At 51.6% G+C, this 13,741-nt stretch carries 12 protein-coding genes; 5 read left to right on the forward strand and 7 right to left on the reverse strand.

Going from position 1 to position 13,741, the window contains the following annotated elements; genetic code table 11:
• Positions 1-135: 135 nt before the first annotated feature.
• Both G5B42_RS02205 and G5B42_RS02210 read right to left on the reverse strand, forming a co-directional pair.
• Positions 136-1,011: a carbohydrate ABC transporter permease gene (locus G5B42_RS02205; protein WP_231133168.1), complete on the reverse strand. Its 876-nt coding sequence runs from the start codon at positions 1,009-1,011 to the stop codon at positions 136-138.
• Entirely contained in the window at positions 1,008-1,826 is an 819-nt protein-coding gene (locus tag G5B42_RS02210; RefSeq protein ID WP_181339013.1) for a carbohydrate ABC transporter permease, read from the reverse strand. Before G5B42_RS02210 ends, G5B42_RS02205 begins: the two co-directional genes overlap by 4 nt.
• A 365-nt stretch (positions 1,827-2,191) precedes the next feature.
• Here G5B42_RS02210 and G5B42_RS02215 point away from each other — a divergent pair, with 365 nt between their 5' ends.
• Positions 2,192-3,817: a response regulator gene (locus tag G5B42_RS02215; protein WP_181338821.1), complete on the forward strand. Its 1,626-nt coding sequence runs from the start codon at positions 2,192-2,194 to the stop codon at positions 3,815-3,817.
• A 93-nt stretch (positions 3,818-3,910) separates the two neighbouring features.
• On the opposite strand, the gene G5B42_RS02220 is transcribed toward G5B42_RS02215, so the two are convergent.
• The 3 genes from G5B42_RS02220 to G5B42_RS02230 form a co-directional block, all read right to left on the reverse strand.
• Positions 3,911-5,776, reverse strand: a complete 1,866-nt coding sequence (locus G5B42_RS02220) for a sensor histidine kinase (RefSeq protein ID WP_181338822.1) — start codon at positions 5,774-5,776, stop codon at positions 3,911-3,913.
• 26 nt (positions 5,777-5,802) lie between these two features.
• Entirely contained in the window at positions 5,803-7,050 is a 1,248-nt protein-coding gene (locus G5B42_RS02225; protein ID WP_181338823.1) for an ABC transporter substrate-binding protein, read from the reverse strand.
• Between the two features lie 123 nt (positions 7,051-7,173).
• Positions 7,174-8,256 (reverse strand): hypothetical protein, encoded by a 1,083-nt coding sequence (locus G5B42_RS02230; protein WP_181338824.1) that lies wholly within the window; start codon positions 8,254-8,256, stop codon positions 7,174-7,176.
• Between the two features lie 153 nt (positions 8,257-8,409).
• Between G5B42_RS02230 and ligD the strand changes: the two genes are divergently transcribed.
• From ligD to G5B42_RS02250, 4 genes are all read left to right on the forward strand, one after another.
• Complete coding sequence (gene ligD / locus G5B42_RS02235) at positions 8,410-9,306, forward strand: non-homologous end-joining DNA ligase (RefSeq protein ID WP_181338825.1); 897 nt, start codon at positions 8,410-8,412, stop codon at positions 9,304-9,306.
• 337 nt (positions 9,307-9,643) lie between these two features.
• Positions 9,644-10,543 (forward strand): hypothetical protein, encoded by a 900-nt coding sequence (locus G5B42_RS02240; RefSeq protein WP_181338826.1) that lies wholly within the window; start codon positions 9,644-9,646, stop codon positions 10,541-10,543.
• 35 nt (positions 10,544-10,578) lie between these two features.
• Positions 10,579-10,950, forward strand: coding sequence for a hypothetical protein (locus tag G5B42_RS02245; protein ID WP_181338827.1), 372 nt, complete (start codon positions 10,579-10,581; stop codon positions 10,948-10,950).
• Positions 10,951-10,955: 5 nt separating this feature from the next.
• Positions 10,956-12,182, forward strand: a complete 1,227-nt coding sequence (locus G5B42_RS02250) for a DUF5723 family protein (RefSeq protein WP_181338828.1) — start codon at positions 10,956-10,958, stop codon at positions 12,180-12,182.
• Positions 12,183-12,310: 128 nt separating this feature from the next.
• Here the strand turns inward: G5B42_RS02250 and G5B42_RS02255 are convergent, their stop codons facing one another.
• Together G5B42_RS02255 and G5B42_RS02260 are read right to left on the reverse strand one after the other, a co-directional pair.
• Positions 12,311-13,018, reverse strand: coding sequence for a rhomboid family protein (locus G5B42_RS02255; protein ID WP_181338829.1), 708 nt, complete (start codon positions 13,016-13,018; stop codon positions 12,311-12,313).
• Positions 13,015-13,740: a zinc ribbon domain-containing protein gene (locus G5B42_RS02260; RefSeq protein ID WP_231133169.1), complete on the reverse strand. Its 726-nt coding sequence runs from the start codon at positions 13,738-13,740 to the stop codon at positions 13,015-13,017. Before G5B42_RS02260 ends, G5B42_RS02255 begins: the two co-directional genes overlap by 4 nt.
• Position 13,741: the final 1 nt, after the last annotated feature.

Genomic DNA, 13,741 nt, shown 5'->3' on the forward strand with positions numbered 1-13,741 from the left:
ATTTCAATACAGGAATGCTCCTTTATTTTTTTATTTTTTTTTTGTTCCGTTCGCCCGTTTTCAGTGAACGTCTTCCGTGCTCACATCACCCCGCTTTCCTAAACTCCCCTTCCATTAAATAAAAGTGCACAACCCCTAATATTTCAAAGCACCGGAGAGGTAATCGCTTCTTAGGTAATTTTGGAGCGCAAAGGTGAAAATCATCACCGGGATGGTCAAAAACACGGCATAGGCGGCTGATTCAAACCAGTTCCCCCGGCGGACGTAGTAATAGGTTTTGATCGGCAGGGTGGCGTCAGCCAAGCAGAGATAAACGGCATAAGTGAATTCATTCCAGGATTCGAGCCAGCAGAGAATACTCGCCGCCGCCATACCGGCCAACGAAAGCGGTAAAACCACTTTGATCAGCGCCTGCACCTTGTCACATCCGTCCACCAGCGCCGATTGTTCCAGGTCTTTCGGGATGGAATCAAAAGTCCCCGTTAAGATCCAGGTCATTAAGGGTAAAACCTTGATCAGGTGCGCCAAGACCAGTCCCAAATTGGTGTCCACCAAACCCCACCGGATAAAGGTAACCGAGATCGGCAGCGCAATCCCGACTTCCGGGAACATCCGCGTCGAAAAGATGGCCAGGAGGATCCCATATTTTAAGCCTCTGGGCAAACGCGAAATGACATAGGCAGCAGGAGCGGCGATCAATAGTCCGAAAAGGGCAACAAAAGTCGCCACGGTCACACTTTTCAAAAGGGGAATCCAAATATGGCCGGCCGCCAATACCTTTTTCCAATGGTTCCAGGTGAAGTTGCGAATCAGAAAAGGCGGGTGCTGGGTCAGAATATCCTGGGGCGCACTTACGGAGATCTTAAACAAGAGGAAAATTGGCGCCAGGATAAAGAAGATGGTTACCGCAATGAAGACGATCCTTAGAACCCGGTTGATCCGCTGCCGGACCACTTTGGGGTCAACTGTCCGCTCGGCCATGACAAGACCGGTTCCTTTTTCCAGTTTCATTGCTCAACCTCCTTTGAACCCACCGTCAAGATATAACCGAAGACGAAGACGGCAATCACCAGGAGCAGGATGGTGGAAGCGGCCCCAGACGTGTGGATATTACCGTAGTCAAAATATTCACTGTAGGCGTAGGTCCCGAGAAACATAGTATTTCGTCCCGCCAACACCATGGGTAATTCAAAGATCCGGAAAGCGTCAATCGCCCGCATAATCAAAGCAATCGTGAAGAAGGGTTTGATCAGCGGCAAGGTAATATAGAAGAAGTTTTGGGTACGGGAAGCGCCGTCGATCGCCGAGGCTTCGTAGACAGTGCTGGGAATACTCTCCAACCCCGACAGGAGAAGGATAATCACCAAGGGGGTCACCTTCCACATATCGGCAATGGCCACCATAAAAAGGGTCCGGAGGCCCCCTTTCGCCCAGTCGATCGGCAACTTGATCAAACCTAGCCGGTAGAGCAGTTCATTCAGATACCCGTTGGTGCTAAAGATATATAACATGATTACCCCGGATACAATCGTCGGGACGCCCATCGGGATCATGGTAATCGCCCGGAAAATCCCGCGAAACCGGCTTTTGGTCGTCAAAAGCACCGCCACCATCATCCCGACACTCATCTCCAAAGTCAGACCAATCAGGGTCACCACGATGGTGTTTTTTAACGCATCCCCAAACTTACGGCTGCCCACAATGACCCGGTAGTTGTTCAGGGTTGGAAAGTCACCGGTGTTCGGATCCTGAAAACTGTAGTAGATACATTGTAAGACCGGAAGAAGGGTGAAACCGAGAATGAAAAGGATGAGGGGTAAGACCATTACCATTTCCAACTTGTAGCGTTTAAAAAGAATTCTTAGTGTGCCCACCCATTTCACCACCTTATTGAAATTTGTTCCGCATGACACTCGACAACGAAACACAAAGCACCAGGAAACAAGCGTCTCAAACTCCCCAATTAAATGTTAATGAACTGTTACGTTAAAATGAAGTGAATATCTTTTTATTTCTGTTGTAATCTTGGCTATTCACCGTGGACAAAAAAATGACCCTCCCCTGCCGCCGGCAAGGAGGGTAAAGATTTTTTGCTTTTGGTCATTTTTTTGCTTTTTACCCCAAAATATTGCCCTTGACCTGGAAATCTTATAAACTGAAAGGGAAAGCGTTGACAAAGGGATTGAGGGTCATGTATACGGTAATGCTCATTGATGATGAACCGATCATTCTAGAAAAACTCCGGCATGTGATCGATTGGGAACAAGAAGGCTGCCGGATCGTCGCGGAAGCCCAAAACGGTGCGGAAGCTTTAAAACTCTGCCGTGACCTGAAACCCCAACTGATCTTCTCCGACATTTACATGCCGCTGATGGACGGGATCGAACTGGCGGAGGAGATCAAAACCTTTCTCCCGGAGAGTCTGGTCATCCTGATCAGCGGCTATAATGAATTTTCCTATGCCCAAAAGGCAATTGAAGCGGGGGTCTTCCGCTATTTACTGAAGCCAATCCGCGCAGGGGAACTAACCAAAATCCTCGCGGAAGCCAAAGAATGTTTGGACGCCCGCCGTCAGGCGACGGAAGAAAAAATCCGCCTGCAAAACCTGATCCGCAAAAACCTCCCCAGCCTGCGGGAGAAATTCTTCATTAAACTGATCAACGGTGAAGTGGGGCCGGAAGATCTTAAAGAACAACTGGCTTTCCTGGAGATCGAATTGAAGGGGAAAATGTGGGGAACAATCCTTTTTCACTTGGACAACTATCTCCAACTGGTCAAAGAGAATAAAGAAGCCCAACTGCAGTTTTACAAATTTCACTTGCTGGATTTGGTCAAGAAACAGTTTACCACCCCTTCCTTTTTGTATGCCTTTATCAATAAACCCAACGAAATCGTTCTCCTTTACGGCCTGGAGAATACCGAACAAGAGAAGGAAATCTACGAAACAGTCCTGTCGGTCCAAGACGAAATCATGCGCACGGACGGGGTTTCTTTCTCGGCCGGGATCGGCCGGCTTTACCCCGATCTGGTCGCGCAGGAAAGATCCTACCGGGAGGCCCGCCTGGCGTTGGAGTTCAAGATTTGGACCGGCGGCAACGCCCTTATCCCCTATAAAGATATCGAAAACTCCAAATCGGGCCGGCTGTTGCACCACCGCGAACAGGAGACCCTCTCTTCCCTATTGCGCGAGGGGGATTACGCCAAGATCGAGTCCTTCCTGGCCCAGCTTTTTGCCAACCTCCAAACCGAAAATTATCTACTGATGCCCAAAAGTTACTTGCGCCTGACCATTCTCGATCTGGTCAACCAGATCATCCGTTCCCTCTTGGAATTTAACGGCTCCCCGGATGAACTTTACGGTTCGGACTTCGATCCGGTCCGCGAGATTGAGAAGTTCGATACCTTGGACCAACTCCAATCGTGGTTGGCCAAACTGGCCAAAGAAGCGGTGGAGTTTATCAATAACCACAAACAAAAAGTCGGCCGTAACTTTGTGGAGAAAGCGCGGCAGTATATTGAGGCGAATTTCCGCGACCCCGAACTCAACCTGGACAAAGTCGCCGAACATGTTTATATCAGTGCTTGCTACTTGAGCCGTTTGTTCAAGGAAGTAACCGACTATTCCTTCACCGAATACCTGAACCGGCTGCGGATTAAAGAAGCCAAACGCCTCCTCCTCACCTCCCCGGCCAAAATCTATGAGATCGCCGAAGCGGTCGGCTTCCGGGACAGCCACTATTTTGGCATCGTCTTCAAAAAAATAACCGGTCTGGCCCCCAGTGAGTACCGAGACCAAGTCCGGGATCGTTTCAAGTAGTCGCCTAGGCCGGCGATGCGGTCACGCACGCCGGCGATATTATTTTTGAATTAAAGCAGAGTAACCATCCATCCGGGCAACGAGAGCTATTTTTTAGGTGGGTAACAGAATATCCACCCGCGTACCCACCCCTTCCTTACTGCTGTAGACCAGACCGTAGGCCGGTCCAAAGTACAGTTTAATCCGCGAGTTGATATTCATCAGGCTATAACCTTTCCCTTCCGTCTCCAGGTTCAATTGTGGTTCAACCAGCGAAGCCCGGACCGCCGCCAGTTTTTCGGAGCTCATCCCCACGCCATCATCGATCACCGACAACTGAATGTGGTCCGGATCGACCCGGCGTCCGAGAATAACAACGGTGCCGCGTCCGTTCGGCTTCGGCTTGATTCCATGGTAGATTGCGTTCTCAATCAAGGGCTGAAGGGTTATCTTCACGATCTCATGTTTTTTAATCTCCTCGTCCACATTGATCACATAATCCAACTTATCTTGGTAACGGATCCGTTGGATCCGCAGGTAGTTCTCGGCATGGTCGAGTTCTTCGCCGATTCTAATCACATCCCGCCCGCCGGAAAGGGTCACCCGGAAGATCGTCGACAGGCATTCAAGCAGCTCCACTGCGATTTCCCGCCGTCCGGTCTCCACCATCCACGAGATGGAATCCAGCGTATTGTAGAGAAAATGGGGATTTATCTGTGCATGAAGCATCTTCAAAGCGATCTTCCGTTTAAAGATCTGCTCCTGATAAATCTTTTCGAGCAATTGGGCCAAGTTTTCGATCATGTGGTTCAATTGTTGCGAAAGCTGTTCGATCTCGATACTTCCTGTTTCATGAACCCGTAAGCTTAAGTCCCCCTTCTCCACCTTTTGCATGAAGGCACAGATGTTCTCGATCGGCCTTGTGATCTTACCGGCGGCAATAACCGCCACCGCCGCAAAGACCGCCAGGACCAAGATCCCCCCGAACAGGATCCGGTTCCGCACCTCACCGGCAGCCGCCTCAAATTCCTGACTGGCGATGACCCCCACCAATTTCCAGTTGTTCGTCGGGATCTCTTGGAAATGGATGAAACTATCCTGGTTATTAAACTTTCCTCTAATACTTCCCACAGGAGAAGCCGCCAGTTGGGCCCGGCTGCGCTCGTCCAAGGGAATCGGCCTTAAGATCAGGTTTTTATCACTTCCGGCCAACACCTGCTGTTTCTGGTCGACCAGATAAAGGCGGCCGGTTTTCCCCAGAACGATATCTTCAATCAGACCGGAAAGGCGCGACAGGTTAATACTGGCCACCAAATAACCGATACTCTGTCTGGTCTGGACATCAAAAAGCCATTTAATGACCGCAATCTGGTTCAGTTCTTCCCGGAGAATTTCGGACGGCAAATTCTCCATTAAACGGGCACCCACCGGGTTATAAAAGATCTCGGACCAGACTACTCCTCCTTCGGCGGCCCGGGCGGTCGCCAAAAGTTCGGGGGTTAAATACTGTTCGATCCCATAAGCGGTAAAATGATCCCGGCGACCGATGACCACCGTTGGCCTTTCCGCGTAATCCCCGTAAATGATCAAGTCATCAATGAGATTTTTGGTCACCCGCCGGTTATCCAGACTGACCTGATAGTTATTGAGATTAATCGAATCGACCAATAGCTTCGCCAGGCTCCGTTGGTCAACCGGAGAACGGGGCGCACCCATCATTTGCAACCGGTAGTCAGCCGCAATAAAATTCAGGGTGTTTTCCACCATGTTAAACTTGGTGACAATATCATCTTTGGTGCGGTTAAGGATGGAGGCCGTATAAAGCGTGAAGTTCTTTTCCAGTTCGGTTGTTGCTTGAAAATAAGCGATAACCGAAACAAAAACCATCGCCAAGACCGCAGTGATTAAAAAGAAGATCGTCAGTTGCTTTTGAAAAGTCAAGCGGTTAAAGCCAGAACGTCCTTTTGCAAGATTAATCATCACTCACACCCAAAACGCCGGGATTTTTAATTGGGATAAAGTTTTTTCATCTCCCTTTCGATGTTGGCGATCGCTTCTTCGGCACTGATCAGACCCGACAACGCCCGGTGGAAATTAACCTGCATGATTTCGGAGAGCGCCGGATAATAGGGAGAGACCGGCCGGGGTTTGGAAGCGAGGAAATGCGGCAGCAATTCCGGGTAATAGGGGTTAACGTTTTGGACCTCTTCATCCTGGTAGACCGAGATGCGCGTTGGCAGGCGGCCGCCGACCATGGCGTGGAACTTTTGCGCTTCGAAACTGGTTAAGTACTTGATGAATTGCCAGGCCGCTTCCTTATACCGCGATTGGCGGTTGATCATCAGATTCCAACCACCAAGGCACCCGCTGCCCACCGTACCTTGGGGGCCCTTCGGCAGGGGAGCCATCTTAAATTTGCCCCGGATCCGGGAACCTTCCTTGTTCATTAGAGCCCAAGCATAAGGCCAGTTCCGGAGGAATAAGGCCCTCCCATCCTGATAGAAAAGGCGGGCGTCTTCCTCCTGATACCACAGGACGTCCGCCGGTGCCAGTCCCAAGTCAAGCATCTTCACCAGAATCTTGAGGGCAGAAGTAGCCTGGGGCGTATTGATCGCCACCCGCTCACCGTCCAAAATACGCCCTCCGTTACTCCAGATCAGCTCCAAGCCATGGCAAACCAGCCCTTCATATTGATTGCCGGGAAAGACATAACCATACTCCACTTCCCCGGCCGCAATCTTCTCCTGCGCCACGGCGACCAACTCCGCCCAGGTCCGCGGGGGCTGGTCCAATAGATCACTCCGGTAAAAAAGCACGCCCGAATCGGTAAACCAGGGAACCGCCCAGATCTGGTTCTGATAGGTACATCCTTCGATCGGACCCGGAAGGAAAAACTTCCGCTCCTCCACCGAAAAGAAGGAATCCAGTGGTTCAATCCAGCCCGCGGAGGCAAACTCCGAAACCCAAATAATATCGGCGGAAAAAACATCAAAACTATTGTCCCGGGCCGAGAAGGCTGACACATAAAAGTTTCGGCAATCATCGGAACTCCAGGAAAGGGTCCGGTGTTCGACCTGGATTTTCTGGTTTTCCGCATTAAACCGGTTAATCAGAGCCCGGATAGCCCCCGAGGCATCCTCCGCCGGTGTGTAAAAAACCAAATTTACCGGCGGTGGGTTTTTCTCCGCCGCATGCGCAATTAAGGCCAACAGACCAAAGGCCGCCACGAGCAGAATAAAACGGAACCTTTTCAACAGCCCGCACCTCCCCCCGCCTTCGGGGCAGACTTTAATAAAACGTTACAATCCTATTTTACGTCTACTTAACAGCAGTGTCAAATCCGGGTCTGGACCTTGTATCCATTCCGTTTTGCCGCCTTAAAAATGGAGACCCAAGGCCAAGTTGAGCGAGAAGCGGTTCTCTTGCCAAAAGTAATTTCCATAGAGGATCAGACCGGAGACCCCAACCCCGAGCCCCGTCGTCACCAAGACCTGGTCAAAGTCCAAACGGGAAGTCAGGTTGTCGGTAACGCCAAGATCAAGGTAGCCGACCAGCACCGGCACCACTCCGTACTCACGCCACGGAAGAAAACCGACCCGGACTTCCAGGTTGTTCACAACTTTCACATAACCGTCAAACCGCCCGGCGTCCACCCCACGGAGACTTCCCCCCAGTCCCCGGGCAAAGCCGGGGTAGTTACTGAATCCTCCAAACGTCGTCCGGGCCCGGACCGGAATATAGGCCCCACCCAGGTGGTCGTACATAAAACGCTCCGCCAGATAGACGCCAAACTTGTCCCCGGTCCTTAAGGGATAAAACCAGCGGACGGTCCCGTTGAACCGGTGATAATCGGCTCCCGTCGCAGCGTTGAAGAAGCCGCGCGGGGCAAACTCACCCGAAAGCTCGGCATAGGACCCTTGCTTCAACCATTCTTCCCGTTCTTCGTCAACCCCGTTGTAAAGAATCCCGGCGAAGATGGCGTTTTGGAATCCACCCGCCCGGTCCGGTAAAGAAGTGGCGAAAAGCAGAGCCTCCGGCGTCCAGTCACGCAGATGGTGGTCGTAACGGCCATGGTAGACCAAGACCGCTTCCCAAAGATTCCGGAGGCGACGCGGATCGTAAACCAAACCTTGTTTCAACCCCAGACTCCAGGTGAGATTGGCGTCTTCGTATAAAGCGCGATTCTCGCCGTCCTGCGGCGGCCGGTACGGCGTCCCGTCGGGCAGGCGGTAAAAACCAAAAGTCTCAAGGCCGCCGCCGACACTAAAAAAGTAAGCCGTATCGACACCGGGAAACAGCGGGTAACCCAAACGGCTCCAGACCAGATCAATCCCCCAAATCCGGGGCTCATACTCAAATTGCCAGTAAGCCTTCTCGCCCAACGCGGCAACGGGTAACGCCGACCACAGGAAAAAAAGCCCACAAAGGACGAAAATCCACCAGATTTTTTGTTTAGGCATCGCCTTTCCTCCTCTTCGCCAGCAACTTCCGCTCGAACCTAATCTTTCCTAAACGGGGATCCATTATGCCGGTCTTTGCTATAACTTCCTCCTGGTTAAAAAATATCCTGCCGGTCGACAATATAAATACTTGGAAACAAAGGAGCAAACGCCTTGTCCACCACTAACACCCAATACCTAACGGTCAACGGGCACCAAATCCCCGTGAAAAACCTGGACAAACCCTTCTGGCCGGAAGATGGCTATACCAAGGCAGATGTCATGGCCTTCTATATAAAGGTTTGGCCTTATCTCGCCCCCCACCTCAAAGACCGCCCCCTCTCCTTGGTCCGCTACCCGGAAGGAATCAACGGCCAGTATTTTTACCAAAAAAACTTCCCGGCGGCCCCGCCTTGGGTGGAAACCATCCCGATCCGCTCCAAAACGCGGGTGACCCATTATGTAATGGCCAATAACCTGGAGACACTCATCTGGTCAATCAACCTGGGCTGTATTGAAGTTCACCCCTGGCTTTCCACCCAGTGGCACCTGGACTATCCGACTTACGTTATTTTTGACCTCGATCCGATGGCCCCCGCCACCTTCCAAGAGGCCGTCCAGGTGGCTTTCGCCCTCAAAAGCCTCACCGACCACCTGGGACTGGCGCTCTTCCCCAAAATCTCCGGAGCCACCGGGCTCCACCTCTATCTTCCGGTCAAACCGGTCTACAGCTACCAGGAGACGGCCACCTTTGTCCAGCGGCTCGGCGAGGCCGTGATCCGGGTCCTTCCCGGGCTGGCCACCAACGAACGAATGGTCTCGGCCCGCGGGGGCAAAGTCTACATCGACCATCTCCAAAACCAGAAGGGGAAGACCATTGCTTCCGTGTACAGCCTCCGCCCGTTCGCCGGCGCCCCCGTCTCGATGCCGGTTACCTGGGAGGAGCTCCCCACCATTCAACCGGACAGTTTCAACATAACGAACGCCGCCGCCCGTCTGGCCGCCACCGGTGACCTGTTTGCCCCCCTCCTCAGCCTCCAGCAGGAACTGCCCACCGAATTACTGTCCTAACCCATCTATTGCAGCGTTTATAAAATTTTTAAATTTTTGGGTTATATCATAAAATAATGCTTGTTTTTTCCTGTTTTTTACCAATATAATGAGATTAAAGAGTTGCTCTTTTCATGGAAAAAACGTAAAGGAGGCGCTGTTGATTGAGGCGTAAATCACTCCTACTATCTTTGTTTGTTATCGTTTTTATCATCACCGCCAGTGGTTGTTTTCCCAAATTACCCAAAAAGATCATCGGACCGACCTGGGAAACCACCTACACCATACCTTTATTAAGGACAAACAGATTAATTTGGGGTCGGACGAAGAAGACGGCTTAGACTTGGAAGGCGTCAGCTTGAATTACTATTCTCATCACGAAAAAGACGGGCCAACCACGTTGGAACTTTTTGGAGACCGGCTGACAATCGAACCCGACCCGATTGATCCTTTAGAAGTTTCAGGCGCAGACGTGCCAGAAGTAGTGTATGACATCACCGGCCTTGAACAAACCTTTAGCTTTGACTGGTCCGGCTATAAACAGATCACGCTGAGCGACGATGCCACAACTTATAACTACATCGTCGTGCGTTTGGAAAACGCCCAGGCCGCCGGTGAAGGCGTAAGACTGGGGTTGTTGGTGAATGGTGAGGAAAAGGCCTCCGCGGTCATTCCGAACGGCGGAGACTATACTGAACTGGCATTTCCCGGCCTTGTCCTGGAACCCGACGACGATTTAGAAATCAAAGTCTCCGGCTCCATCCTGGTGCATGCGTCATCTCCCAGCCTCATCTTTACGCCGGTCGACTTGGAACTGGTGTCCGTTACCTTTGATGCCACCGGTCTCGTCAGAATCCTCGAAGATTTTGATTCCGAAATCTTCAATATTTCACTGGATTTCCCGCCGGACGCCGATATCTTCGAGCTTCAATTGAAAGAAGCGAAGATCGCCTTTACCCCGTTAGATATCCCCGAAGGGTTTCAAATCAACGGCGTTTTAAAAATTGAAGCTCTGGACCAAACAGGGGCACTCCTTGAAGACTGTACCACCACCATACCCTTCTCGATGATCAATGATACCTATGAAGAATTCGAGAATTTGAAAGATACTCTTATCCTATCCTCAAAGACGAAAAAATCCGCACGATCAAAATTCTTTTTGAGATCACCCCGAAGGTCGCCGGTCAGGATGTCACCCTCACCTATCCGGGAGAGATCACCCTGGAGCAAGATATTGCCATCGCCATCGACTACATAACTTATGCTTCCTCCGCCGAGGGGCCGGAGGGGTCGGTGGAGGTTCCCGAAGAGCTGCCCCTGGAGATTAAAGCGTCAGATATCTTCTTTAAGCTTGAAAATAACAGCCCGGTGGCACTAACCGTTGAAGTCTGGTTGTCGCCAAACCCGATCAATCGCGAACAGCCGGACGCCGATCCGGAAGCCGTTAAAAACTTGTTGCACATCGCGGCCAACAAAGAAGAAACCTCCGTCTTAAAACTAGACCCGGACGAGTTCACCCGGCTCGTCGAATCGAAAACCATCTACCATCTGATCACTTTCGTCAACGATTCCGAGGGTCAAGGCCAGATTGAGAAAGACGATTATCTGAAGATCACCAGCTGGGCAAAGGTAACCTGTACCGTGAATAAGAGAGAGGGGAGGTAACGGCGGTGGTTAGAAAAGCATATGGTTTGATCCTTTTTATACTGGTTGTCACCGGTTTGCTCGCGGTATCCGCCGCTCCCGCCCGGGGCTTCACCTATGATAACCCGGCGGAAGAGGCTTTTACCAAGACCCATTTTGAATTACTCCTGCCGGAAATGGCTGTCGGGGCGAAAAACAATCTGTTCACTTTAAGCAATATCAATATTGATCTGACCAATCCTGGAACAAAAGCGGACTTTTTGGGCCAAATGAGCGGCGGCCAATTTAAAGCCGATTTTACCTCGCAGCTCAAGACCGGATTGACCATTGGCCGTTTCTCCGCTTACCTTCGCCCGTTTGCCACCGGTTCGCTCCGTCTGGCGTCGGGCCTGCCCGAGCTGGTCTTTGTCGGCTACGGTCCCCACGATAACGGAACAAACAAAGTTTATAATCTGGCGGGCACAAAAGCCAACAGTCTGGCCGGCGTCGCCCTGGACTTTAAATACGGCCATCCGGTTAAGCTCGCCGACGGTTCCACATTAGGCATCGGTGTTACTTTCCACTACATCAAAGGTTTAGCCATGTTTGACGCGGAGATCACCAGCGGTACCCTGACCGTCGATCAGATCGGGGACAGTACTATTAGAACGAAGGGACAATGCTATTATGTGGACCTACCCGTTGCCGAAGACGGGGCGGACCTCGGTTCTTTCTTTACAAATACCCCCGGCAGTGGTTTCCTGCTTGATCTGGGCGTCGCCTATGAGCGGGACCGCATCCATGCCGGATTGGTGCTGAAAAATATCGGTGCTTTGAAATGGCGGACGGTTAACCAGGCCTCCATCAGTTATGAAGGAGCCGTTGAAACGGGTCCGGAAGGTACTGAATTCTTAGGCGACGACCCGGTTACCGAAGAGAAGACCATTTCCGACTACACCATGGGGTTACCGTTGGTTCTCCAAATCCACGGTTCTTACCAGTTGTACAAGAGCCTCTACTGGAACGTGGGGATGGAGACCGGTTTTGCCGACGGCTGGGGCATCTCCAGTGTACCCTGTTTGCAAACCGGCCTGGAGTGGCGGCCCGGCCGCTGGATCCGTCTCGCCGCTGATATAAGTTATCATGACCGGCATTTTAACTACAATACTTTGCTGGAACTACAGCTCTTCTTTTTATGGACCCGCTTCCAGTTGGGGTGGACGCATGAGATGGGCGGGCTGAACGCCGCCGCAATGCTGGCCCTCCATTTCTAAACCACAGTTGGTAGGTGCGATTCCAGCAAGGCAAAATATAAGGACCTCCGTCAAACGGGGGTCCTTTTTACTGGTTTGTCTTTGCCATACGAGCCTGAAGATGCTTCAGGTAAGGAAGGCTGCTTTTCTCATTTTATAACTTTAAACCTTCGCCGCCGCCATTGGTTTTTCAGCTTTTCCGCCCAGCCCTTCCCGGGATAGTTATGGGTCCACGCCCAGTAGCGGAAGCCGCGGGCAAAGGGACCGTGGCCGGTAAAGAGGTAGGCGACGGCAATACTGCTAACAGCGGCGAGCGCGAAGAGGAGATTATAACCTAAATAGTTAAAAAAGATCAAGCCGGCATGAATCCAGGCCAGCCACTGGGCTTGGATTGGAATCAGCCCCCAAAACAAGAGCTCCCGGTCGGGGTACAGTTTGGCCCATACCCAAGTCAGACCGGTCAGGGGCAGCCACAGACCGGTAACGGGAATATTCCGGCCAAAAACCCAGGAGACGAAGGCCAAAGCCAAACTGGTCACCCCCGTTGCCAAGCCCAGGAAAAGACCGTAGGTTTGTCCACCCCAGGTGCGTTCCAGGCTGCCGCCGATAAACCATAACCAGAGGAGGGCAAAAAGATCGCCAAGGCCCCAGTTGACCAGAGGATAGGTCAACAGAGTCCAAGGCCGCCACCACCAACGCAATGTTTGAAAACGAAATAAAGAGAAGAGATTGATCCGGAACAAAGACAACAGATGGTGGCCGAGGAAAAGAACGAGACTCAACACAATAATCCCTTTGGTCAGCGGAATATATTCACGGTACAGAAAACGCCGGAAATTCCTTACGTACTGGTTCATCTTTCCTCAAACAACCCCCGTCCACAGTTTTCACATAACGTCACCCCGGAGTCGCCCTTCTTGACCTTTTCCAGAACAGCAGGGGGGATAATCATATGGCAAAAGCCACAGGTTTTTTCCTTGACCGGTACGACGACGATCCCCTTCAATGCTTTGGCGGAACGTTGGTAAAACCCCAATAAACTCTCCGGCAAAGCCCGTTCCAGATCCGCCACTTCTTTTTCCAACTCCGTACAGCGTTTCTGGAGGGAATTAACCCGCTGGGCGACCTCTTCCGCCGCGGCCGTCAGTTTGGTTTGGAGCGCCTCAACTTGTTTTTGCGCTTGGGCCAACTCCTGTTCTTTGGTTTCCAACAGATATAGCTGGTTGAGGATCGTTTCCTCCCGTGCCGCTTTGGCCGTTTGGTACTCGGCGATCCTCCTTTGCAGCTGTTCCAGTTCTTTCGGGGCTGAAATCTTTCCACTGTACAAAGTGGTCTCCAGGTCACGAAGCTGCGCTTCGTAATCCCGGCATTCCCCTTCCAATCGTCGATTCTCCATCTTCAAGCGAGTACGTTCGTTCTGAATCTGTTCGACCTCTTCCCTTGCCGTCAGGACCTGGTTTTCCAGGTCGGCAAGCACCCTTCGCCCTTCCCAAGCGGCAAGCTCATCCACACAAGCCGCTAGGCGACGCCGGGCCTCCTGATAACGATATAATAACGATAAATCCCGCTTTTTGTCCATC

The sequence above is a fragment of the Capillibacterium thermochitinicola genome (genome assembly GCF_013664685.1).
Taxonomy (GTDB): domain Bacteria; phylum Bacillota; class UBA4882; order UBA10575; family UBA10575; genus Capillibacterium; species Capillibacterium thermochitinicola.